Source organism: Hornefia butyriciproducens (assembly GCF_009695915.1).
Lineage (GTDB): Bacteria > Bacillota > Clostridia > Peptostreptococcales > Anaerovoracaceae > Aminicella > Aminicella butyriciproducens.
On sequence record NZ_VUMZ01000002.1, the window covers coordinates 105,917 to 130,106 of the forward strand.

Consider the following 24,190-nt stretch of genomic DNA (forward strand, 5'->3'; position numbering starts at 1 on the left):
CGATGGCGCAGCCGAGCAGCGCAGCCGGATTTCGCATAAAAAATAGTCAGGGTACGGAAAGTATATGGAACAGCAGGAGATCATCAGACACATTCGCTTGGTCAGCAGAATGATGGACCAGATCAATTACGGAATCGTTTACGTGGATCGTGAGAAACGGATTCAGGTTTGTAATGACAAAGCAAAGGGATTCACGGGTATTATGTTTGACGCACCTTTTTCCCACGATGAAGGGGTGATCAGCGAGGGCGACATCGTGATTATCGCGGACAACAGCGTGGGAGAGGATGACGGCGGTCTATGCAGCGAGGATTTGCAGAGTCTGAATATTCATGACGGCGGAATCAGCCAGGGAGATATTCTCTTGGCGGTTGGTGTATATCGGAATGCTGAGATCGAGCCGGCATACAAATATGTACACCAGCATCATCTGGCGATGCCGGTGCGGCTACAGGAAAATTATCTGGGGTTCAAAATCTGCGCAGAGGTGGATACGGAACGCAGGATTACAGCGATTACGGTGAATGACGTGGTTCACGAGCTCGAATTTTTTTCCAGTGTCGGCAACATCGTTGTCGTGGACGGGAAATATGGGAACATCAAGTTCTTTCAGGCAAAGGGATACAGCGTGCGTAACGAGGATCTCGCAAATATCCTGAGAGGGCAGCCTTTTCAGAGTAAAGGGGGAACCTCGTATGAAATCGATGTCACGGGACGCCCCTATTTGGATTTCTTTGATGAGTCGCCCCTGACGGAGAAGATGTTCCGCGCCCTGGAAGGAGAACCGATCTCTGTCCGCAATACGATACAGGAGATTAATAAGAGACCGTTTATCTGTACGATTCTGACGGCGGAGGAAGAGGAAACCGGACGGATCTTCGGCGTTATGCTTCTGATTCAGGCGGTGGACAGTCTGGAGGCGCTGGTAGAGGAGAAGAACAGGCTGATTGAGCAACTGGAAAACGTCGGAAACAAGGAAACCCGGCGTCAGGATTTTCATGTGCCTGAGGAGGCGGTGAGAAGTTTTGTCGGCAACAGTTCCAAGGCAGAGGAGACAAAGTATCTTGCTTATAAAGCTTCCCAGAACCGGTTTAATACATTGATTACAGGAGAGAGCGGAACTGGGAAGTCGATTCTTGCCCGTGCGATTCACCGGATGGGAATGCCGGAAGCTCCTTTTGTGGAGGTGAACTGTAATGCAATTGCGCCGTCTCTTTTCGAGAGCGAACTGTTCGGGTATGTCGGAGGAGCCTTTACGGGCGCGCGGAGCGAGGGAAAGAAAGGGTTCTTTGAGGAGGCTGACGGCGGAACGATTTTTCTGGACGAAATCGGAGATATCCCGCTGACGATTCAGGTCAAGCTTCTGCATGTGCTGCAGAACAAGATTATTTACAAGGTGGGATCCTCGAAGCCGGTCAAGGTAGACGTCAGGGTGATCGCCGCCACGAATCAGAATCTGGAAGAGGAGGTTCGCAGAGGGACTTTCCGTCAGGATCTGTATTACAGAATCAATGTTTTTCAGATTCAGATCCCGCCGCTGAGAGAACGGCAGTCCGATCTGTATCTGCTGATCAATCAGATTCTGGAGACTACATGCAGGCGTTACGGCCTGCCGCCCAAGAAATTTTCCAGTGACGCCTTGAAAGTGATGTTGGCGTACAACTGGCCGGGCAATGTCCGGGAACTGGAGAATGTAGTAGAGCGGGCGGCGATGCTCTGCGATTCGAATATAATCTACAGCGAATACCTGTCTGTCGGCAGCGGGGACACCCCCACCTCCATGAAGGAACTTCTGGCCAGAGAAGAGGCAAGAATACTCGAGTCCACATTAATTCGCTGTAACGGCGATAAAAACAGGGCGATGAAGGAGCTGGGGATGTCTCGAAGCGTTTTCTACGACCGTCTGAAGCAATACGGACAGGAATAAATCCGGTTACTCGTCGAAAGCGTAGTCAGAATAAGGCGCCGGTTCTACAGTATGGTCATAAAAATGCCACCATTCCCCCTCGTAAGGGGTGAACCCGCATTGAACCATTACATTTCGTAGGAGCTCGGCGTTCCGACGAGCCTCGCCGTGAGTTTCCGGACAGTCCAGCCTTGCCCGCGGAGAGAAATCGTCGAATTCGCTGGGCATGACTGCGTTTCTGCCGTCGGGATCAGTCAGCGTCACATCGACGCACTGACCGTTCATATGGGAATTCTTGAATTCCTGTATTGTGGACATATCAGGCGGACGGGCTACAAAATTGTTGTCCGGACAGAGATTCCAGAACTTTTGCTGTGCACTTACCGGGCGATAAGCGTCCCAGATTTTCAGACCGAAGCCATGGCGTTTCAGCAGATCCTTTGCCTGGATGAGCCTATGTGCCGTAGATTCGTCAACATAGCATTCCCTGAAGTCATACACGACTTCGCCGGTGAAATTGTCCGGCGTTGAGTATCGGAGATCGATGAAAAAGTCATCGTCGAGATCCTTCAGCCGAACTAGATTTCCGTATTTTCTTATCATGATACTGATACCTCCCTGCCCGTATATCATGCAAGGAGCATGCCGCTGGCACGGACTTTGCTTTATATATCTCATATACAAAGAAATATCATCGAGGAGGGACACATAGATATGGACACGAGAGAAATGAAATTACTGGACATGCATTGCGACACGTTAATTGAATGCTGGCGCCATGATGATCGGACGATGCGTCATGGACCGGGCCATCTGAGTCTGGATCTTATGCTGCAGAATCACGGAATGGCTCAATTCTTCGCAATTTATCTGTCGCGTATTGAGATGCAGACGATGGAGCCTTATGAGATATTTCAGAAGGTGTACGATAACTATCGTATGGAAATGAGCAGGAACACAGATGTGATCCGCAGCGCCTTCAGCGCGGAAGATATTGAAAAGAATGCCTCGGAAGGCTTCCTGTCCGCTTTCCTGACTATTGAGGACGGCGTTTTCATCGGAGACCATATGGAACGCCTCCGGGAAGTGTATGACAAAGGCGTGCGTCTGATCACGCTGATCTGGGGATTTCCGAACACCGTGGGATATCCCTGCAGCGATGATCCGGAGGAAAATGCCAGAGGGCTTACTGAATTCGGAATGCAGGTGATAGAGGAAATGAACCGGATCGGGCTTATTATCGACGTTTCTCATATGTCGGAGGGAGGCTTCTACGATGTGGCGAAATACAGTAAAAAGCCGTTTATGGCAACGCATTCCTGCGCGAAGGCTCTGTGTGGGCACAAAAGAAATCTGACCGATGATCAGCTCAGAGTAATCGGCGAAACCGGGAGCGTTGTCGGCGTGAATTTTGAGTCTTCTTTCCTGAAAGACGGGTCGAGTTATGCGACAGTAGAACAGATTATGCGGCATCTGGATTACATGGTGAACAAAGCGGGCATCGATCATGTAGGGTTCGGTTCGGATTTCGACGGAATCGACAGCGCCGGGGAACTGAAGGATTACTCAGGATACAGCCGGGTTCTTGCGGAAATGGAGAAAAAATACACTGATGATGAGATTGACAAGCTGACTCATCTGAATGTACTGGCGACGATGAGAAGCATCATCGGATAGGAGGATGATTCACATGATGGATTTTTTCAATATGATTCATGACAGCATAGGCTGGAAAATCGTAGGGATCGCACTGATCGTATGGGCTTTCTACACGCTTCTGAGACATCCTGACCGCGTGCTGATCGATTCGATTATGCACAAAAAGGTGACGGAATATGAAGAGGAACAGAGGCAGAAGAAAGCAGCCTTGTATGAAACAAAGAACGGCGGAACTCCGGAGGAATTCAGTGACCTGAGTTAATGAAAATGGAAGAAAAGACGCCCCGCACGCTGATTATGCGGCGGCGTCTTTTTGATTGTGCACCATGTGTGCGCCATAGGCGTTATTCTGCGGTATCAGCGTCATCAAACAGATCCTCATTATGGAGATCTGTGAGAAGCCCGTTTATGCCCGATTCAATGGTGCGGAACTGTTTCTTTGTAATAGTCGCCGGGTAATATTCCACACTTCGGCCGTCCTTCAGCTGAAATTGTACGCGTGCGCCCCTGAGACTGTCTTTTTCCGGATCCAGCTGATTTCCGGAGCCGTCACAGAGATTCACAGACTCCAGTTCATGGAGATCAAATACAGAATTTCCACCGTGTCTGACATCGGTGTCGGGAACGATGACCTGATTCTTTCTGACTTCAAAGCCTGCAGAAACCACCCGCATCATGATCAGCACAGAAAACAGAAGGAACGTGCCGAAGAAGATAAAGGGCAGCAGCCAGATGCGACCGTCTCCGTTCAGGATACGGCCGAGAGAGAATGCGGTGATTCCCGTATTTGCGGCCATGATGAGGGCACTGAGCAGCAGCCCTTTTTTGTTGATCACATTAAATTTTTTATTCATGTCAGGATTTCCTTCTCAGTGATTCGACATCAGAACGATAACGGTATACAGCGGGGTGCGGCAGTTCAGGATTATGCAGATCGCCAGGAATCCGTAAACGATTCCCAGAATGTTGTGGATCTTCCCGTATCCGGGCATCACTTTATATGTCTTTGTTATATGAGCTCCCTGACTTGACAGATATCGAAGAAACTTGTCAAAAGCTACAACCTCGATCACGCCGCCGCGGAAGAAGGGAATATAAAAGCAGGCCTGTTTTTTGTCTGTGACCGGACCGCGATACAGCCAGGCACCTCTGGGATCGCAGACAACGTTAGAAATGTCTTCCAGTGAAACGCTGCGCTCTCTGCGCAGCAGACCGTTCCGATAGGTCAGTGTGCTTCTGGTGTAGGTCAGATGGAAGAAGCGGTGCTGAAAGAACAGGCATCCCAGGCACAAGTAGACAAGAAGATATATTCCGAAGGTGAGAGGATAGTTGAAGCGGTCGTAATATTTATCGATATGGAAGACCATGATCTGGATGATAACGATCAGATAGAGCGTTGCCAGCAGCCCGATCGTGATAAACAGAAATTGTCTCGCCAGTGTGATGAATGTATAGTCGATTTTTCTCATAACAGAACCTCTGAACAGATAATCATGTGCAGTATCGTATCGGTATCATTTTACTACAACAGGACATAAATGCAAATAATATACCACGGGTGGGAAGCAGATTCATGTGACACAGAGACCTTTTTTGACAGGGTGTCCTGAAAACAGGATTATGTGTCCTAAATGTAGGACGGAATTATCGGAATTTTCGACATACGAACCGGCACACCAAAAGGAAATCAAGGGGCGGTTTCTTATTGTTTAGGGTGCATCTTAAACGTGGAATGATTCATGGCATGGAATTTGCGGACAACGCAGTGGTAGAGTTGTATTGTCGGAAAGGAGGCTATTTCGGAATCTGATCAAAAAGGACCGCGAGGAGGCGGTCGAGACGGAATTTTAAAAGTTCAATTTTGATTTATCTTAGTTTATTAGACAGGAGGATACTGACTTATGATGAATTATATCTGGGCAGGTCTCGTAGTCATCGCTGTCATCGCCGGCGGCGTTACGGGGACTATGAACGACGTGCTGAACAATCTGTTTGACTTCGCGCAGACAGCAGTTGACATCTCCCTGGGACTGATCGGAATCATGGCGTTTTTCTGCGGTCTCATGAGAGTTATGGAGAAGGCCGGCATGTGCGAGGCGCTTGGTAAGGCGATCTCACCGGTCATGCGGCTACTGTTCCCGGAGGTCCCGGCGGATCATCCGGCAAACTCGATCATGGCGATCTATTTTGCGGCAAATATCCTGGGAATCGGTAATGCGGCAACGCCGTTCGGTCTGAGATCCATGCAGGAACTGCAGACATTGAATAAGACAAAGGATATTGCCAGTGACGCACAGGCAATGCTTCTGGCGGTTGCAACGACGTCGATCACACTGATCCCTGTTACAGCGATTGCATTCCGTGCAAAGATCCAGACGGAAGGCGCAGCCGAAATCGTGGTACCGGTAATCATTGCTACGACGATTTCTACAGTCACCGGAATCTTCTTCACCATTATCTTTGGAAAGACGAAGAGATGGAACTACCAGGCGTGTATTGACAGAGAAATCGCGGCGGGAACGATTCAGATCAACGAGAATTATATCGGGCCGGATCCCATCGTGCTGCCGGATGACTACGTTTCTGCGGAAGACAGAGATGAAAGCTATGTCGCCAAAGTAGAAAAGGCGGTTGAGGAAGAGCAGAAAGAGGCTAAAGAGGAGAAATAAGGAGGGAACAAAATGACACATGTATTTGAAGTAATATCGACCTGGGCAATCCCAGTCGTCATCGCATTTGTTGCCTTCTGGGCAATGTTTGTGAAGCGGGTTCCGGTCTATTCGGAATTCACGGAGGGTGCCAAAGACGGCTTCACCACAGCCGTTATGATTATTCCATATCTGGTGACCATGTTATGCGCCATCGGTATGTTCCGGGCGTCGGGCGCAATGGACTGGTTATGTGACATCCTCAATCCTGTTACCAGTTTGATCGGTCTTCCTGGAGAGGTTCTGCCGATGGCAATTATGAGATCCTTCTCCGGAGGAGGTGCAGAGGGTATGATGGTTGACCTGCTGAAGCAATACGGTACTCAGTCACAGATCGGACGAATCGCTTCGGTCGCTCTGGGATCCACGGAAACTACATTCTATGTAGTAGCAGTTTACTTCGGCTCTGTCGGCATTTCCAAGACCAGACAGGCGATCGCAGCAGGACTGCTGGGCGACTTGGCATCCCTGATCGCAGCCACAGTTATCGTAAATATCATGTGGTTCTAAACTTCGGAATCTGGAGAAAAATATGAAATATCCGAACAAACTTAATCCCGGAGATACTGTGGGCATTATCTGCCCCAGTTCTCCGATCAGTGAAGAACGGCTTGCGCAGTGTGCTGCCGTAATGGAAAAGCTGGGATATCATGTAATTGCATCCGACAACAATACAACCAATATCGGAGGGTATCTTGCTGATTCGGGAGAGGCTCGTGCCCGGGAACTGCATAAAATGTTTGAAAATCCGGAAATCAGAGCGATTTTCTGTATCCGGGGCGGTGACGGCGGAAACAGGGTGATGGAATATCTGGATGCTGAGCTGATCAGACGAAATCCCAAAATTTTTGTCGGATACAGTGATATTACGAATTTCCATGCGTTTCTGACACAGAAATGCGGCATGGTTACGTTCCATGGGCCGATGGTTTCCTCGAATATTGTGGATGATTTCGACCCGGAAACCAGCGCCAGTCTGTTTCAGGCAATCAATGCAGACCTTGACTATGATTTCAGTAATCCGGCGGGATATGATATCAAAGTATTACAGCCTGGGAAGGCCAGAGGAATGCTGACTGGAGGAAATCTGGCTGTGATGATGGCAGGAATCGGAACGCCGTATGAAATTGATGTGAAAGACAGAATTCTCTTCATTGAAGAGGTTCATGAGAGCATGGCGCATATTGACCGGATGCTGTTTCACCTGAGAAACAGCGGAAAACTGGAGGCGGCGAACGGTATTATTCTGGGGCAGTTTACAAATTGTGAGAATGAGGATGTGCCGGAATACGGAGTTTTGGAGATTATGCGAGAAGCCTTAGACGGCATCGACACGCCGGTCCTGTACAATATTCAGACGGGACACGGGAATCCGATGATGACCATCCCCTTTGGTGCAGAATGTTCGTTCGACACAGAGACGAAAAAGATTCACTTCAGCGTAGAAAGGGAATGACAAGAGATGTATGTGCAACAGGAGGTGTAAATGATAAAAGAAGTAAAGAACAATGTACTGTACTTTGACGGATGTAATACTGTGGAACTGGCGAAAAAGTACGGGACGCCGCTTTATGTCTATTCTGAGTCGGATATACACGCCCGAATCAGAGAACTGAAGGAAACCTTTCTTGATCGATATCCCGGAGCCAGAGTAGCGTATGCTGGGAAAGCATTCCTTCCTCTGTCGATGGCGAGAATCATCAGAGATGAGGACATATGCGTAGACGTAGTATCGGGAGGAGAACTGTATACCGCACTGAAAGCGGGCGTTCCGGCGGAACACATTGAATTCAATGGAAATAACAAGCTGCGGAATGAGCTGGAGATGGCAGTGGAAAGTGAGATTGGCAGAATCATCGTCGACGGACTTCAGGAAATGAATGTCATCGAGGAAATCTGCAGAGCGAAGGGAAAGACTGCCCGCATCCTGATCCGGATTACGCCGAACGTCAAGGTCAGTTCCCATGACTACATCGTGACCGGAAAGAAGGACTCTAAATTCGGAATTCCTCAGGATGACGACATTCTGATGCCGCTGATTCGTCAGGCAATTGAATCTCCGGTTCTGGATTTCTACGGAATTCACTTTCATATCGGTTCGCAGCTCTTTGAAAATGAGTTCCATTTGGAGGCGACGCAGGTCGCACTGGAACTCGTGAAAAAGATTAAAGAAAAATTCGGCTATGACATCCGGGAAATCAATGTAGGAGGCGGTTTTGGCGCAACTTACACCGATGAAGAACGTAAACCGTATTCCTATTTCCTCGATCCCATCATGGAGAAGGTGACAGACTACTGCGGAAAAAATAACCTGGTTAAGCCGGCAATCGCAATTGAACCCGGACGCAGTGTTGTTGCGGAGGCAGGAATTACGCTGTATACTGTAGGTGCAATCAAAGAAATTCCGGGAGTCAGGAAGTATGTCGCCGTTGACGGGGGAATGACTGACAATATCCGGCCTGCACTGTATCAGGCAGTATATACAGGCGTCGTTGCGAACAGAGCAAACGAACCGAAAAAGGATACGTACACGATTTGCGGTAAATGCTGTGAATCCGGCGATATCGTGATAAAAGATCTGAAGGGGGCCGCTCCGCAGACCGGTGATATCTTTGTGGTATTCTCTACAGGGGCTTACGGCTATTCCATGGCGAGCAACTATAACAAAAATACAATTCCGGGGGTTGTATTCGTTCGGGAGGGTAGAGACCGTCTCGTGGTGAAGGCACAGAGTTACGAGGATATGATTTCCAGAGAGATATAAAGGAGAGCAGAGTACATGAGCAGATTTGTACGGAAAACAAAAGGCTATGATATTAAACAGGTGTTTGCTGATGAAAATTTTTCGTCCTGTCCGATCTGTGGAACAGGGACGCCGGAATGGCTCACCTCGTATAAATACCGGGGCCTGCTCAAATACTATCTGTTCAAGTGCAGCCACTGCGCCAGTGTTTTGTCAATCTCCGAAGCGGACGCTACCGGCTGGTCTTATACCAATGCATCGGTTTACGGCAAAATGAAGAGTAAGGATGGAAAGGAAGCCAGAACCAACTATATCCGTGTAGAAGAGATTGGCCTGGATATCCGCGATCCGTTGCTGCTGCGGCTGGAAAAGAGAGAGATTCCTATGGAGGAACTGAAAAACTATCGAAAAACCATAGAATGAGATGAATTTCTCAGTCCCATAACAACAAGAAAGCCGCTGTCGGATGACGGCGGCTTTTCCGTGAACAAAAATATTCGGGCGAGTTTCCAGAAACCGCCCGTAACCTCTCCCGGAACCGTCCGGATTTCAGGATGAAGGATATCAGAATCCGGACACCGGTGCATTTTCTTTGTCGCCGCGGGAAAGGAATAATCGCAAAATTTGAAGTATTTCAACCGGTGTCTTCTTGTGACGGCAACTCGGCATGATAAATGCTATGTATAAAAATATGTCAAAATGGTTACTGCCCAGAGTTACACAGAAACGGAGGAAGTGATGAAAAGAAAATTAAGCTGTATCTTTCTGAGTCTTGCGCTGATGATTACCATGAGCGCGGGGCTGACCGGTACCGCCTATGCAGCGGACCAGGGAAACCGGGTGAACTACAAGGTCTCGGTCGACGGCAAGGATTATACTGTCAAAGGATATAATGCGTCCTATACCTATAATACTTACGTTTCTCTGCGGGATCTCTGTGCGTCTCTGAACGGAACGTCAAAAAACATGAGCATGGAAAAAGTTGACGCGGAGGATCCTGAGGATGTTCAGTGGAATATCACGACCGGAAAGGATTACGCTCCCGTCGGGACAGAAAACAAACCGTTTGAAAGTGTGTATAAGGGCAGCTATGAGAACGACGATGTCGTGCTGGAAGCAGCCATATTTAACATTGACGGGAAAAAGCGGCAATACCGGATTTATTATCCGAAAACAGACAGCGGAGAGGCTACGGATGATCCGTATATGAAGCTGGTGGATCTCGGTCTGGTTTTCGGGATCAATGTCGATTATACCGATTATGACAGACTGACCGTCAATACAAAATCGAATTTCTCGGTGGATATGAAAAAACTGGAAGAAGATGAATATTTCCATGATCTTGACGGTGTTTATCTGGGAAATGCGACGACCGGGGAAAAGCTGTACTCCTGGGATGCGGATCATCAGACCGAAATCGCCAGCACCTCCAAGCTGATGACATTCCTTCTGGTCGAGGAGGCGATTCGGGACGGTAAGATCTCTTTGGACACCAGATACTCCATATCAGAGCATACAATGGAGGAGGCGAAATCAGAAGACAGCACCGGAATCTGCCGTAATAACTGGAAGACGGGAAAAGAAGTGACGGTACAGGATCTGATTGCGGGGATGCTGCTCCCGTCTGCAAATGAATGCGCAACGGCGCTTTCTGAAGTCGTGGCAGGGGCGTATGGCTGCAAAACCGATTTGGAAGCGAATTTTGTCAAAATGATGAACCGGAGAGCGAAAGAACTTGGACTGACCTCCGCGAAATTCATTAATCCCCACGGTCTTCCTCAGTATGTGAAGAGTCAGACTACCGGCAAACGGCAGAACAAGATGAGTGCCGGCGATATGTTCCGGCTGACCAGTTATCTGATCCAGAACTACAGGGCGCAGCTGACTTCATTTACGACGAAGGAACAGATTGAGGTACCCTCATTCGGTGAAGACGTATACGCCACTTCAACCTATCGCACTCTGATCTGGAACATGGGTGTGATCGGACTGAAGACCGGCACCACGAACCGTTCCGGCGCCTGCATCGTCACTGCGATCGACATCCCGTATAAGGGGCGGACGCAGACAGTCGTATCGGTTGTGTTCGGCGCGGAGAATAATATGCAGCGCTATGAGGCCAGCAATATGCTGCTGAAATATGCACAGCAATACTATGAGAAGAAAGCTCTCGAGCCGTCGCTGCCGGAAATTTCCGTAGAACAAAAGGAAGTTCAGAAGACCGGAATCAGGCTGACTGCAGCGGCGAAGAAGAAGGCCGTCCGGCTGAAATGGAAAAAGCGGGGTTCCGCAAAGCTTACGGGATACTATGTCTATAAGGCGACAAAGAAAAACGGAAAGTATAAGAAAGTCGCGACAACAAAAAAGACCGCTTATACAGTGAAAAAACTGAAATCCGGGAAAAAGGTTTACTACAAAGTAAGGGGCTACAAAAAAATCAACGGGAAGATCATCTTGACGAAATGGTCCAATGTTGTGAAGAAGGCAGCGAAATAGCTGTCAACACGGGGTTACCCGTTCGTCGGCGAAATTCGATGCAATCCCGTAGCAACGTATAGGGTATAACTGTCGGGGAGTGTTGTCGCATCCAGGGCGGTGAGCTCCCTGACTTTTTTACGGGGTACTTTTGCATGGCGCTGATAAACTATTAATGGAAAACGACAGCCGCCCGGCACATCACACCGGACGGCTGTCACTGCAGGAGCAAATAATGCGGGCGCTGTCTCAGTACTTCACGCATTTGAACTTATTGGCCTTCGCATATTTATGGGCGGCGCTGCCTTTTTTGCCGTAGATCTTGAAGCCGGGTCTCTTTACAACTATGTCGATGGTGGTATTTTCTTCTTTGACCACGGTATACGTGATTCCTTCGTGTTCGACTGTCTCGGGCACGATCAGCTCTCTGTCATCGCCGCGATAACTGTCCAGCCGGACGCTGTGATCGGACGTATTGATAATCGTATATATACAATTATCACTCATAAAGGACGTTTCGTCTTCCGCCATAGCCTTTTCGCCCATCACCGGCATCAGTGCCAGCATGAGCACCAGGGCCAGAATGATGGTCAGACCCTGTGCGGCAGTGTGTTTCAATCCATTCTTTTTCATGATATTTTCCTCCTCCGGATCTCAGTCCGTTTTTCGAAAGTACCCGAAGGGTACTTTGGTACTTCGCGTATGAAGGCGCACCTCGGAGAATTGGTTTTTGTTGCCCGGGGGCCAAAGGGAAAGTATAATAGTAATACAGATGAATTTCTCAGAGGAGTAAGTGTATAGAAAAGATGAATGAAGAGATGGATGATTCAACTGTCGCAAAATTTGCGACAGTGCAGAATGAAGACGGCGGAGAAGTTACACGAAATGTGAAATATGTAATCTGCATATGATCACCAGAATATTGAAAGACTGAAAAGAATGAGGCTGTTTATATATTGACAGTATGATCTTTTGTACCCGACGATATAAGGAGGAACCGGCATGCGGCATAATATGGCGAAGCACAGCAGACCCGGCACCCTGGAGATGCCGACGAAGAAACTCACGGAGAAATTCAATGAATTTCAGGAAAATGCGAAGGAAATCCTGAAGGATGAGAACAGGATCGAGGATCTTCTGCTGCAGGCGCGGCAGAAACTGAAGGAACTGCCTGCTGGCGGAGACAAACTGGCGTACATACCGGAACTCATCCTGATGATTCACAGCTTTGTGCGAGGGGAATACACGGCGATTTCCATGCCGCATCTGGTTGCGATTGTGGCGGCGCTTATTTATTTTGTGACTCCCCTTGATGTAATTCCGGATACTGTTCCCGGCGCAGGTCTTCTGGACGATGCGGTTGTGGCGGGCGCCGTGGTGAAGTGGTGTCAGGACGATATCGACAAATTTATGATATGGCTGGAAAATAAGCGTAAATAACGGCGCAGACCGTATGACGGAGCTGCCTGTGCGGACCGGTCGCGGATCATATGACAGGGTCGACGTCTGTGCAGTGCGCCTCGCTGAACCCGGCGCACAGGTCCGATTTACACCAAATTTACATTTTTTTTACGGTAGGCATAGTTTTGTTGCGGAATTTATTGTAGAATAAGGTGGAGTTATTTTTCAGGAGCATTAAGCATTGAACACTAGAGTTAAGGAAAAGATTATGAGAACACCAGAAGAATTACTTACAACCCCCAGCAATTTCGGCAACATTGGTCTTGTGGCGACGGAGGGCGCGGAAGAACTGGCGAAGATGGTCGACGCCTATCTGCGCCGCTGGACAGGAGAGAATGCTGAATCATATCTGGTCAGCAGCAAATGTCCCCGCTTTTCATCCGGCGACGCCAAGGGCATGATCAACGAAACAGTGCGCGGACGCGATCTCTATGTCTTTGTTGACGTCGGCAATTACGGATGCACTTACGACCTGTTTGGTTATGTCAATCATATGTCTCCGGACGATCATTACCAGGACATGAAGCGGCTGATTCAGGCGGCGGCCGGAAAGGCGCACAGAATTTCCGTCATCATGCCGATTCTGTACGGGGGACGCCAGCACAAAAGAAGTTTCCGCGAGTCGCTGGACTGCGCCTGCATGCTGCAGGAACTTCAGACCATGGGCGTGACAAACCTGATCTGCTTTGACGCCCACGCCCCGATGATCCAGAACGCGGTGCCCCTGATGGGATTTGACAATATCATTCCGTATTATCAGGTGCTGAAAAAGCTGAAACGGACCTTTCCCGACCTGAAATGCCGCAAGGAAAAGTTCATGATGGTCAGCCCCGACGAAGGTGCGATGAACCGGAACATGTATTATTCCTCTGTTCTGGGCGTGGACCTGGGGATGTTCTACAAACGACGGGATTACGCAACTATGGTGAACGGACATAATCCCATCGTCGCCCATGAATATCTGGGCGCGTCAGTGGAGGGGAAGGACATTTTCATCACCGATGATATCATTTCCTCCGGCGAATCCATGCTGGACATTGCCTATGAGCTGAAGCGCAGAAAGGCCGGCAACATTTACTGCTATGCGACCTACGGTCTCTTTACCAACGGACTTGCGGAGTTTGACAAAGCCTATGAAGAGGGCGTAATCAAGGGCATTCTCTGCACGAACCTGACTTATCGCAAGCCGGAGCTTGTGAACAAAGAGTGGTTCTACGAGGTGGACGTCTCCAAATATGTGTCCTACCTCATTGCGGCGCTGAACGGTGATATCTCCGTCAGCGATATTATCGATCCCAGAACGAAAATCGCTGCACTGCTGAAGGAGTAACGCAGCCGAAGAGACTTTATCGGCCGGAGAAACTGTGCCTGCCGGAGAGACTGTGCCGATTGGAGAAACTCCACCGACCGGAGAGACTGTGTCGACTTGCGGGTGCTTTATTTGTGCAATCGGAAACGGGCATCCGCCGGCAAACCGGCGAAACTGAGTGACAAACCCGCAGAGATAGGCATTAAATAAATCGAAACAAACCGAGGGCGGATTCCGAAAAAGAGAGTCCGCTCTTTTCATGCGCCGTGAAAAATGGTACAATGTCTTAATCAAAGGGAGGAATGGATATGTGGAGATCCAGAAAGAGCAAGGGCGACAGCCCGGCGGATCAGACACGGGTCTATCGCCGGGGGAGTTTTGAACAGGAAAACCATCGCCGCCGGTTCGCCGATGACGATTCGGGCGCAGGCGAGGACTTTGTTCCCCGCAACGCACGACGAGCGGAGGAGCCGGAAGAACCAATTTACAATTCTTACGAGGAATATCTGAAAGCGCACCAATGGCGGCGCAGCGACGATGAGATCGATCCGGCCGGTGCTGATTCCCGGCACGGCAGTACCGGAGAGAGCGGTATCAAAGAGCCGTCCTTCGGCGACGGCGATTTCGGCATGCCGGAATTCAGAGACGGCGTTCGTTCCCATGGGGCGAGACATTCCGCTGAATCCGGTCTGCTCGGTCTGACTGCCCTGCTGCGTGATAAATATGGCGAGGCTACAGACCGGATTCGTGCACTGCCCGGAGTCCTGCTGCGTTACCTGCACATCGGTTCCGGCTATACAGGCAAGCACTCGGACGAAAAAGAACGCGAGTTTGTAGCCTTTGAGGATTTGGATTTCTGGTCCAGATTCGACAGAAAAAATAGGAATTCTCAATCCGGCAGAATGACGCAGACCTCCTGGAATGCATGGGAGCCGGAGCCTAGGGGAAATGCCTGCGATGAATGGAATGCCGAGTCTCCGGAGAATGCTTATGACGAGTGGAATCAGGAGTCTCCGGAGAATGCTTATGACGAGTGGAATCAGGAATCTCGGGAGAATGCCTACGATGAATGGAATGCCGAGTCTCCGGAGGATGCTTATGACGGGTGGGTATCGGAGACTAGGGGAAATGCCTACGATGAATGGAATCCGGAGCCATGGGACGATTCGTGGAATCATCAGCCCGCCGAATCATCCCGAAGTGCATGGGAATCCCGAGAACCCGCGCATCGGGAACCGCCACGTTCCGGCCGAAAACTGCGGACGCAAAGAACCGGACGCAGACTGCGCCCCAGGCAGATCTTGATGATTGCGCTGCTTATCGTAATTGCGTGGGCGGCTCTGCTGGGAATCAGCATGAAGAACGGAGCCTCTTTTCTGGACGGGAATTCCGCGATGGTGGAAACAGCCCGACAGGAGCTGGGGAATGAGGGCGGCGAAAAGTTCTGGAGTTGGTACGGGTTTGATTCCGAGGTGGACTGGTGCGCCTGTTTCGTGTCCTGGTGCGCCGATCAGAACGGATACCTTTCAGAGGGGAAGGTTCCGAAATTCTCCTACGTGCAGACGGGTCTTAACTGGTTTAAGGACAAAGAAAAATGGCGGAACGCCGGCGAAAAACCGGTGGCCGGCGACATCATCTTTTTCGACTGGAATGACAACGATGTGGCCGACCATGTGGGTATCGTTGCCGGGTACCACTTAGGCCGTGTATTCACCATCGAGGGCAACGCCTCAGGCGATATCTGCAAGCGAAAATCCTACTGGGTCTTCAGTAAATACATTATGGGGTACGGAACGCCTGAAAGCGAATAATCATAGAGTGGGCAGTGCGCGGACATGCGATCGTTTCCCGACAGCCGCATTCCGGCTGATGGTTCCCGCCGGTTGCACCTCACCCGACGACGGCCTGTGCCGGCGGCTATTTCTCCAGTTCTCCGGCCCAACGGCTGATTCCACCCATGTTGACGACGTGCTCATATCCCATTTTCTTCAGATTGTTGCAGGCCTGCCGACTGCGCGCTCCGCTGAGACAGTACACGAAAAGCGGCGTGCTGACGGGACCGAGTTTTCCGATGGAGAACTGGATATCCGGCAGCGGGATATTGACGGCGCCGGGCAGATGCCCCTGCTCGTATTCTTTTCGGTTCCGAACATCTACAAGGACGGCTCCACTCGTGTCGCGGGCTTCCTTTGCGTAATCGTTGATATCTTTTTTGCTGAACAAAATAAAATCCTCCTGTGTTTCTATCCTGCGAACTATGACGGCCGGCGCTGAGGACTGCCTGCAGCCGCCCGGCCGCTTTCGATGCCTGCGCCCGGCGGCTTTACGGCCCGGCTATCTGCCCGGCGCTCTCTGAGCTGGCCGCGTTCGGCTGGCTTTACAACTCCGCCATGTCCTCCAGACGGCCGTGTTTTTCATAATTGGTGATGCGGCTGATCTGATTGTTTTCATCCAGAAAAACCACAGACGGACGATGCCGTTCGGCTTCCTCCGGCGTCATATGGCAGTATGCCATGATGATGATTTTGTCGCCGACGCAGGCACAGCGGGCCGCCGCTCCGTTCAGGCAGAAAATTCCGGATCCTCGCCGGCCGGCGATGGTATAGGTCGAAAAACGCGCTCCGTTGTCAACGTCGACGATGTCAACGCGCTGATATTCCGCGATTCCGGCGGCATCCATCAGTTCCTCGTCGATGGTGATGCTGCCGATGTAGCCCAGCTCGGCTTGGGTGACCGTGGCCCGGTGAATCTTTCCCTTTAACATTTCAATCTGCATTGGACTGTCCCTCCTGGAATTCGATGGGCGGCTGACCCACGGTGAAGTTGTCGATCAGACGGGTGCCGCCGATGCGGACCGCCATCGCAACCAGATCGCCCTCCCGGAACGTATCGACAGGCTGCATGTTTTCGCCGTTGACCACCTCTACATACTCCACGTCCGCCATCGGCTCCGAAGCCAGTTTTTCTCTCATGGCGGCGAGCAGCGTCTCACTGCTGCGTTCGCCCTCATCGGCAATGCTCTGACCGAGACGGACCGCTCTGGAAAGAATTCGGGCTGCCCGGCGTTCGTCCGGATTCAGGTATGTGTTTCGGGAGCTCTTCGCCAGTCCGTCCGCTTCCCGCACGATAGGACATCCGATGACCTCTACATTGAAGTTCAGATCCCGCACCATGCGTCGGATGATGGCGAGCTGCTGAGCGTCCTTTTGCCCGAAAAAGATTTTGTCCGGCGTCACGGTGTTCAGCAGTTTTGTGATAACCGTGCAGACGCCGCGGAAATGAATCGGTCGCGTCTTGCCGCACAGCGTCTTGCTCAGCACGTCGATGTCCACGAAAGTGCAGAAATCGTCCGCATACATCTCAGCCGGTTCCGGGTGGAAGACCAGGTCAACGCCATGGGCCTCCAGCAGTTTGCAATCGGATTCAAAATCCCGGGGGTACGTGGCCAGGTCTTCATTAGGTCCGAACTGGATCGGGTTTACAAAGACTGAAGCGACGGTGCGGTCGCAGCTCTTGACGGAGGCGTCCATGAGCGAGGCGTGCCCCTCGTGGAGATAGCCCATGGTGGGACAAAGGCCGATGGTGAGGCCTTCGGCCTTCCAGGCCCGGACCTGCTCGCGGAGCTCGTTGATTGTGTTTACAGTGTTCATAGTTTTTTCGTCCTCTTTTCCGTTTTCTCAATGTGATTTCTGATGTGACGCGGCGCTTCGGATTCGGCGCGGCCTGCGACCGGACGTCGGTCTGCCGTTACACCTGCCGCCGCGGCAGTCTTTCGTCTGCGGCGCGGCCTGCGACCGGACGCCGGTTTGCCGTTACACCTGCCACCGCGACTAATACAATCTTGAAAGAATGTCTTCGTTTTTCATTTTGAAGGAGTGCTCCTCGTCAGGGAATGCGCCGGAGCGGACTTCGGAGATATAATCCCGGAAGGCCCGGCTCATTTCTTCTCCGATGTTGCTGAAGTGTTTGACGAACTTGGGCGTAAAGTCGTTGAACATGCCCAGCATATCCTGGTAAACGAGAATTTGTCCGTCGCACCCGTTTCCTGCTCCGATGCCGATGGTGGGGATCTTAAGTTGCTGACTGATCCTGGCGGCCAGCGGAGCGGGAACACATTCCAGGACGACAGCGAAGGCTCCGGCGTCCTCGATTTTGTGGGCGTCCTCCATCAATTGCCTCGCGGCATCGTCAGTCTTCCCCTGGACACGGTGTCCGCCGAAAGCGTTTACTGACTGCGGGGTCAGACCCAGATGTGCCATAACGGGGATTCCGGCGTCTGTCATCGCACGGATCTGGGGACATACCCGGGCTCCGCCCTCCAGTTTGACGGCCTGACCGCGGGCTTCTTTCATCAGGCGTCCCGCATTCATCAGTCCCTGTTCCACAGAAAGCTGATACGACATGAACGGCATATCCATGACAACCAGTGCGTTTTCGCAGCCCCGGGCGACGCCGGTGGAATAGCGGATCATGTCCTCCATCGTTACGGAAAGTGTGTCCGGATATCCCAGCATGGTGTTGCCGAGGGAATCGCCGATCAGCACGCCGTCGATGCCGGCCGCATCCATCAGACGTGCGGTGGAATAGTCGTAGCATGTGAGCATGGCGATCTTTTCGCCCTTTTCCTTCTTTTCACGGAACGTCATAATACTGTTTTTCATTCTGCAAATTCCTCCAAGATTTTTTCGACCGCGGTATAGTCCCGGTCGGGGTGCTTCCTCTGCGCGATGTCTGCAAGGCGCAGGGACAAAAGAGAGTACAAAACTCTGTCGCGCCGGCTGTCCAGGGACGCCAGGTGTTTCCGGACGGTTTCGGTGTCGCTCCGTTCCACAGGTCCGGTCAGGGCCTGTACCGTCCCGTCCCGCAGCAGATGCCGGACGTTGCCGAGTACCAGAGGCGTCAGCGCCGCCCGTGCGTCTTCCTCGGAAAACCCGCATTCGCCCAGCATTGAAATGCTCTGATCCAGCAGCCCGATTACCAGGTTGCTTGCCGCCGCAGCAGCGGCGTGGTAGCGGGTTTTATCCGCCGGGTCGATGAGCCGCGTCTGAAGTCCGGCTTCAGAGAGCATCCCGCGGATGCCGTCCAGATGATCTTTGTTCCCCTCAATGGTAAAAAAAACATCCGGAAGTTCCTCGTAAGCATGGTATTTATCGCTTACGGCGAACAACGGATGAACGGAATATTCGTATGCACCTGTTTTGTCAATGTCCGGGAACGCCTCGGCAGAGGTCTTCTCTCCGCTGCAGTGACAAATGTATTTCCCCCGAATCGGATGTGCCGCGATCTCTTCGTATACGGAAGTGATGCTGCTGTCAGGAACTGTCAGGAACAACACGTCGCTTTCGTGAATGAGCTCTGCGAGCGAATCGCAGGCCTTCGTGTCTGTGAACTGTGCTGCCTCACGGGCAGAATGAGTGTTGCGGCTGTAATAGCCTGTAACCTTTTTTCCATGTTCTGTGAGATACTTCCCGAGGGTAAATCCCACTTTTCCTGCTCCTATAAATCCTGTCTTCAATCAATCACCTCTTTCGGGTGACGTGATGTCCTGGCCCTTCCGGCCGGTTCGGAGTTCTTCCGGTACAGTTTCCTTCTGGAATACCGTCCATCGGTTGCAGTATAACGCTGTCGGAGGGGTTTGTAAAGAGTTTTTTTAGGCGAGGCGGAAATACATGACGAGCGGGGGAACAAAGGCGGCGAACGGGGAAAATGTGCAGTGGTGAGTGGGAAAGTAATACGGCGGCGAACGGGGAAGGACTGAACCCTCCCTGCCCCCGAAATTTCACCGGACGTTCATCTGTGAAAACCCGGAAAGCCCCTTGACGGGAGGAAAAAGATAAATTATGCTTTGTAACAGAAGAAAACGCGGAAACGCAGTTCCGCCGGCGAACCCGGCAAACTGCAGCCGCGCTGTATATATTTTGTAAAAAATGCACTGAACAGGGGGACGCAAATGGATTACGCAAAAGAGTCGCTGAAACTGCATGAGCAATGGAAGGGAAAGATTGAGGTCATTGCGAGGACGCCGGTCGAAAATGAAGAGGATCTGTCGCTGGCGTATACGCCGGGAGTGGCGCAGCCGTGCCTGGAGATTCAGAAGGATCCGCGCAGGAGCTATGAGCTGACGCGTCGCTGGAATATGTGTGCGGTTATCACGGACGGATCGGCAGTTCTGGGACTGGGGGACATCGGTCCGGAGGCGGGGATGCCGGTCATGGAGGGGAAATGTGTCCTGTTCAAGGCATTCGGCGATGTGGACGCTTTTCCGCTGTGCGTCAGAACGCAGGATGTGGATGAATTCGTCAATGCCGTTTACCTGATTTCCGGCTCCTTCGGCGGAATCAACCTGGAGGATATCGCCGCGCCGCGTTGCTTTGAAATTGAGCGGAAACTAAAGGAAAAGTGCGACATCCCTGTTTTTCATGATGATCAGCATGGGACGGCGGTTATCACACTGGCCGGCCTGACGAACGCTCTGCGGGTCACCGGCAAGAAGAAAGAGGAGGTTCGGGTTGTCACCAGCGGTGCCGGGGCGGCGGCCATCAGCATCACCCGGCTGCTTTTGTCCGCGGGATTCAGGAATATCGTTATGACGGATAGGCGCGGAGCGATTTACAAAGGCCGCCAGATCGGAATGAACTGGATTAAGGAGGAGATGGCGGAGGTCACGAATCCGGAACGGGTCAAGGGCGATCTGGCCGAGGTAATCAGGGGAGCCGACGTGTTCATCGGCGTCAGTGCTCCGGGTCTTGTCACAAAGGATATGGTGCGCTCGATGAACAAAGACGCCATTATCTTTGCCTGCGCTAATCCGACGCCGGAAATTTTTCCTGATGATGCGCGGGAAGCAGGGGCGGCCGTCATCGCAACCGGACGGTCTGACTTCCCGAACCAGATTAATAATGTTCTCGCTTTCCCCGGAATCTTCCGCGGCGCTTTTGATGCCCGCGCCTGCGATATAAATGAAGAAATGAAGCTCGCCGCGGCACATGCGCTGGCTGATCTGATACCGGAAGACGAGCTCTCTGCAGACTATATCATCCCGAAAGCCTTTGACCCTGCCGTCGGCCCCGCTGTGGCACACGCAGTTGCTGAAGCTGCGCGACATTCCGGCGTTGCACGAGAGCAGGATTAGAAAATCCGCTGCAAACCCGTTCGCCGCGTCTGCCAAAGCTACTGCAGACCCGCAGCATGGGGCATGCGTCTGCTGAAGCTACTGCAGACCTGCGGCAGACTCACGGTATGGCGCACGCGGCCGCCTAAGCCGCGCAACGCCTAAGCCGTGCAACGCTGAAGATGCACACTGCTCCGGCGTGATACCCGCGCCGTAATTTTGTATTGCGTTCATTATAATCCTGCTGCAATTGGCGCTGCAATTAACCGTCACAATTCCGGACTATTACTGTGTCATTATCGCTGCAATTCCTTGTTTACAAACGACAGATTATGTTCTACAATAGAACCGTAAAGATTCTGAGACGGGAGTTTACCGTATTTTCCAAGAATTTATCAGTATTTTGAATCCGAGCGCCAACCGGCGTATTTTGTAGTTTTAGACAGAAGAGGTCATTATGCCCGCAAGAAAAAAAGAAGAATTAGAGCAAACCATTGTCGCAGACGAGATGGGAACCGAAGGTGAGAAGAGTACGCGCAAGTCGACAAGGACGACGCGAAAGTCCGCTGCAAAGTCTACTGCCGTTTCATCTGATGACATCGGTTCCGCCGTATCGTCCACTGCCGCATCAGCAGCAGGAACACCTGCGCCCGAGGGGGCGGAGCCGGCGGCAGAGGAAAAGCCGAAGCGCCGTACCGCACGCAGGACAACGACTCGTAAGGCGACAACAAAAGGAGGGTCAGGCACAAAGGCTGCGGCCAAAAAGAAGGTGGACGAGGCCGCTTCGCCCGATGCCGCTGACACCGAATCGCCAAATGACGATGCTGATGCTGTATCGACCGATGTCGTTGGCGATGCATCGTCGGCCACAGAATCAGAGGGGGCGGAGCCGGCGGCAGAGGAAAAGCCGAAGCGCCGCACTGCACGCAGGACAACGACTCGTAAGGCGGCAACGTCGACTGCTGCCCGAAAAAAAGCGTCCGCTGGGACGACCACTCGAAAAACAACCGCCCGAAAGACCACCACTCGAAGGAAATCCGTCGTAACCGCAGATCCTGATAGGGTGACTGCCGCACCCTCCGTTGTAACGTCTGCTTCGAGGTCTGCCGGCACTGACACCGCAGCTGTCGCGGATGCAACGGCTGCAGCGACGGCATCGAATCCCGACAGCGCCGCAGGCGCAGCAGCGGTTTCGAGGTCTGCCGGCACTGACACCGCAGCTGTCGCGGATATAACGGCTGCAGCGACGGCATCGAATCCTGACAGCGCCGCAGGCGCAGCAGCGGTTTCGAGGCCTGCCGGCACTGACACCGCAGCTGTCGCGGATATAACGGCTGCAGCGACGGCATCGAATCCTGACAGCGCCGGAGGCATTGTCGCCGGCGGTTCAAAATTGCCTGCTGTCCAGGGAGTTAGAAGCATCGTGGGTACCGGAGACTCCGGCGATTCTCCGGTGTCCGGAATGGAACCCTCTGCAGCAGCCGGAGCGGACTCGGCCCCGGGTGAGACTTCTGCAGGTACTGGAGCCGAAGGCACTGAGATGGATGAAACGAAGCCGGGAAATACTGGCGGGAATACTGCAGGAAACAGTGCCGCCGACAGGACGGAAGAAACGTCGGAGAGCCACGGTCATGAACAGTCTCGCAGCCGCGCCAGGGAGCATGAGACGCGGTATCAGCAGAGACCGCGGCCAGAGGTGACCGGGATTCTGGAGCTTGCGGACGGCGGGTTTGGGTTCCTTCGCTTCGATAATTTTCTGACGAGCGACAGGGATGTTTATGTGAGCCCTACACAGATCCGGCGTTTCCACCTGAAAACCGGTGACAAAATCAAAGGAATTTCCAGGCTGCCGAATCCCGGAGAAAAATTCGGCGCTATTCTCTATGTGGAATCAGTCAACGGCGACGAACCGGGTATCGCAATGCGGCGTCCAAATTTCAGCGATCTTACGCCGATATTCCCCAACGAGAGACTGACGCTGGAAGACAGCCCGTCTGATCTTTCGACCAGGCTGATCGACCTGATTGCGCCTATCGGAAAGGGCCAGCGGGGGCTTATTGTGGCGCCGCCGAAGGCCGGAAAGACGACCCTGTTGAAAAACATCGCCCACAGCATTGAGAAGAAACATCCGGATGTGGATCTGATTGTTTTGCTGGTGGACGAGCGACCGGAGGAAGTCACTGACATGAAGCGCTCTCTGAGCCGCGGTGAAGTCGTATACAGCACCTTTGATGAACAGCCGCAGCACCACGCCAAGGTGGCGGAAATGGTGCTGGAGCGCGCGCGCCGTCTGGCGGAGCACAAACACGACGTGGTTATTTTGTTAGACAGCATCACACGCCTCGCCCGCGCTTACAACCTGGTGATTCCGCCGTCGGGCAGGACTTTGTCCGGAGGCCTCGATCCGGGAGCTTTGTACAAACCGAAGCAGTTCTTCGGGGCGGCCAGAAACCTTGAGGAGGGCGGAAGCGTCACGATCCTTGCAACAGCCCTGATCGACACCGGAAGTCGTATGGACGATGTGATTTTCGAGGAGTTCAAGGGTACCGGAAACATGGAACTGCATCTGGACCGCAAGCTGCAGGAGAAGCGGATCTTCCCGGCCATCGATCTTTCCCGGTCCGGAACGCGGCGTGAGGAACTGCTGATGAATCAGGACGAGCTGGAAGCGATCTGGATCATGCGCAGGGCGCTCGCTAACGAATCCACACAGGACGCCGGCGAGGAAATTATCGACAATCTGGCGCATACCCGGACGAACCGCGACTTCATCGAGATTATCAAGAAGGTGTTCAGCACCAGAAGAAGGATGTATTAG

General features: G+C 52.1%; 22 protein-coding genes and 1 pseudogene. 14 read left to right on the forward strand and 9 right to left on the reverse strand.

Annotation, left to right across the window (positions count from 1 at the left end; translation table 11 throughout):
* The first annotated feature begins 64 nt into the window (after positions 1 to 64).
* On the forward strand, positions 65 to 1,927 hold the full coding sequence (locus FYJ64_RS02855) for a sigma-54 interaction domain-containing protein (protein WP_154573750.1): 1,863 nt from the start codon (positions 65 to 67) through the stop codon (positions 1,925 to 1,927).
* A gap of 6 nt (positions 1,928 to 1,933) precedes the next feature.
* Here FYJ64_RS02855 and FYJ64_RS02860 read toward each other — a convergent pair whose 3' ends face one another.
* Positions 1,934 to 2,509, reverse strand: a complete 576-nt coding sequence (locus FYJ64_RS02860; RefSeq protein ID WP_206045515.1) for a M15 family metallopeptidase — start codon at positions 2,507 to 2,509, stop codon at positions 1,934 to 1,936.
* Between the two features lie 111 nt (positions 2,510 to 2,620).
* Here FYJ64_RS02860 and FYJ64_RS02865 point away from each other — a divergent pair, with 111 nt between their 5' ends.
* Complete coding sequence (locus FYJ64_RS02865) at positions 2,621 to 3,583, forward strand: dipeptidase (RefSeq protein ID WP_206045516.1); 963 nt, start codon at positions 2,621 to 2,623, stop codon at positions 3,581 to 3,583.
* Between the two features lie 13 nt (positions 3,584 to 3,596).
* The gene (locus tag FYJ64_RS02870; RefSeq protein ID WP_154573753.1) at positions 3,597 to 3,827 is read left to right on the forward strand and encodes a hypothetical protein; all 231 of its coding nucleotides are present in this window, start codon (positions 3,597 to 3,599) and stop codon (positions 3,825 to 3,827) included.
* Positions 3,828 to 3,909: 82 nt separating this feature from the next.
* On the opposite strand, the gene FYJ64_RS02875 is transcribed toward FYJ64_RS02870, so the two are convergent.
* Entirely contained in the window at positions 3,910 to 4,419 is a 510-nt protein-coding gene (locus FYJ64_RS02875; RefSeq protein WP_154573754.1) for a hypothetical protein, read from the reverse strand.
* A 15-nt stretch (positions 4,420 to 4,434) separates the two neighbouring features.
* On the reverse strand, positions 4,435 to 5,034 hold the full coding sequence (locus FYJ64_RS02880) for a hypothetical protein (protein WP_154573755.1): 600 nt from the start codon (positions 5,032 to 5,034) through the stop codon (positions 4,435 to 4,437).
* Between the two features lie 432 nt (positions 5,035 to 5,466).
* On the opposite strand from FYJ64_RS02880, the gene FYJ64_RS02885 reads away from it, so the two are divergent.
* From FYJ64_RS02885 to FYJ64_RS02910, 6 genes are all read left to right on the forward strand, one after another.
* Positions 5,467 to 6,234, forward strand: a complete 768-nt coding sequence (locus FYJ64_RS02885; RefSeq protein ID WP_154573756.1) for a nucleoside recognition domain-containing protein — start codon at positions 5,467 to 5,469, stop codon at positions 6,232 to 6,234.
* A gap of 12 nt (positions 6,235 to 6,246) precedes the next feature.
* A complete protein-coding gene (locus FYJ64_RS02890; protein ID WP_154573757.1) occupies positions 6,247 to 6,783 on the forward strand; it encodes a spore maturation protein in 537 nt (178 codons plus the stop codon).
* Positions 6,784 to 6,805: 22 nt separating this feature from the next.
* A complete protein-coding gene (locus FYJ64_RS02895) occupies positions 6,806 to 7,729 on the forward strand; it encodes a S66 peptidase family protein (protein WP_154573758.1) in 924 nt (307 codons plus the stop codon).
* A 30-nt stretch (positions 7,730 to 7,759) separates the two neighbouring features.
* Positions 7,760 to 9,037: a diaminopimelate decarboxylase gene (gene lysA / locus FYJ64_RS02900; RefSeq protein ID WP_154573759.1), complete on the forward strand. Its 1,278-nt coding sequence runs from the start codon at positions 7,760 to 7,762 to the stop codon at positions 9,035 to 9,037.
* Between the two features lie 15 nt (positions 9,038 to 9,052).
* Entirely contained in the window at positions 9,053 to 9,439 is a 387-nt protein-coding gene (locus FYJ64_RS02905; protein WP_154573760.1) for a hypothetical protein, read from the forward strand.
* A gap of 315 nt (positions 9,440 to 9,754) precedes the next feature.
* Positions 9,755 to 11,512, forward strand: coding sequence for a D-alanyl-D-alanine carboxypeptidase family protein (locus FYJ64_RS02910; protein WP_206045517.1), 1,758 nt, complete (start codon positions 9,755 to 9,757; stop codon positions 11,510 to 11,512).
* Positions 11,513 to 11,740: 228 nt separating this feature from the next.
* Here the strand turns inward: FYJ64_RS02910 and FYJ64_RS02915 are convergent, their stop codons facing one another.
* Positions 11,741 to 12,124 (reverse strand): hypothetical protein, encoded by a 384-nt coding sequence (locus FYJ64_RS02915; protein WP_154573762.1) that lies wholly within the window; start codon positions 12,122 to 12,124, stop codon positions 11,741 to 11,743.
* 369 nt (positions 12,125 to 12,493) lie between these two features.
* Here FYJ64_RS02915 and FYJ64_RS02920 point away from each other — a divergent pair, with 369 nt between their 5' ends.
* The 3 genes from FYJ64_RS02920 (at position 12,494) to FYJ64_RS02930 (ending at position 16,072) form a co-directional block, all read left to right on the forward strand.
* The gene (locus tag FYJ64_RS02920) at positions 12,494 to 12,931 is read left to right on the forward strand and encodes a YkvA family protein (RefSeq protein WP_154573763.1); all 438 of its coding nucleotides are present in this window, start codon (positions 12,494 to 12,496) and stop codon (positions 12,929 to 12,931) included.
* A gap of 229 nt (positions 12,932 to 13,160) precedes the next feature.
* Entirely contained in the window at positions 13,161 to 14,282 is a 1,122-nt protein-coding gene (locus tag FYJ64_RS02925) for a ribose-phosphate pyrophosphokinase (RefSeq protein ID WP_154573764.1), read from the forward strand.
* Between the two features lie 287 nt (positions 14,283 to 14,569).
* Positions 14,570 to 16,072 (forward strand): CHAP domain-containing protein, encoded by a 1,503-nt coding sequence (locus FYJ64_RS02930; RefSeq protein ID WP_206045518.1) that lies wholly within the window; start codon positions 14,570 to 14,572, stop codon positions 16,070 to 16,072.
* 106 nt (positions 16,073 to 16,178) lie between these two features.
* Here the strand turns inward: FYJ64_RS02930 and FYJ64_RS02935 are convergent, their stop codons facing one another.
* The 5 genes from FYJ64_RS02935 to FYJ64_RS02955 all read right to left on the reverse strand — a co-directional run bounded on the left by FYJ64_RS02935 (position 16,179) and on the right by FYJ64_RS02955 (position 19,776).
* Positions 16,179 to 16,484 carry a rhodanese-like domain-containing protein gene (locus FYJ64_RS02935; RefSeq protein WP_154573766.1) on the reverse strand — a complete coding sequence of 102 codons (306 nt, stop codon included), beginning with the start codon at positions 16,482 to 16,484 and terminating at the stop codon, positions 16,179 to 16,181.
* A 154-nt stretch (positions 16,485 to 16,638) separates the two neighbouring features.
* Complete coding sequence (panD, locus tag FYJ64_RS02940) at positions 16,639 to 17,037, reverse strand: aspartate 1-decarboxylase (RefSeq protein ID WP_154573767.1); 399 nt, start codon at positions 17,035 to 17,037, stop codon at positions 16,639 to 16,641.
* Positions 17,027 to 17,911 carry a pantoate--beta-alanine ligase gene (gene panC, locus FYJ64_RS02945; RefSeq protein WP_154573768.1) on the reverse strand — a complete coding sequence of 295 codons (885 nt, stop codon included), beginning with the start codon at positions 17,909 to 17,911 and terminating at the stop codon, positions 17,027 to 17,029. Before panC ends, panD begins: the two co-directional genes overlap by 11 nt.
* 180 nt (positions 17,912 to 18,091) lie before the next feature.
* Positions 18,092 to 18,922: a 3-methyl-2-oxobutanoate hydroxymethyltransferase gene (gene panB, locus FYJ64_RS02950; protein WP_154573769.1), complete on the reverse strand. Its 831-nt coding sequence runs from the start codon at positions 18,920 to 18,922 to the stop codon at positions 18,092 to 18,094.
* Positions 18,919 to 19,776 carry a Rossmann-like and DUF2520 domain-containing protein gene (locus tag FYJ64_RS02955; protein ID WP_154573770.1) on the reverse strand — a complete coding sequence of 286 codons (858 nt, stop codon included), beginning with the start codon at positions 19,774 to 19,776 and terminating at the stop codon, positions 18,919 to 18,921. Before FYJ64_RS02955 ends, panB begins: the two co-directional genes overlap by 4 nt.
* A gap of 435 nt (positions 19,777 to 20,211) precedes the next feature.
* On the opposite strand from FYJ64_RS02955, the gene FYJ64_RS02960 reads away from it, so the two are divergent.
* Together FYJ64_RS02960 and rho are read left to right on the forward strand one after the other, a co-directional pair.
* Entirely contained in the window at positions 20,212 to 21,393 is a 1,182-nt protein-coding gene (locus FYJ64_RS02960; protein WP_154573771.1) for an NAD(P)-dependent malic enzyme, read from the forward strand.
* 1,672 nt (positions 21,394 to 23,065) lie between these two features.
* Positions 23,066 to 24,190 (forward strand): annotated as a pseudogene (rho, locus tag FYJ64_RS11870) (transcription termination factor Rho); the annotation flags it as partial.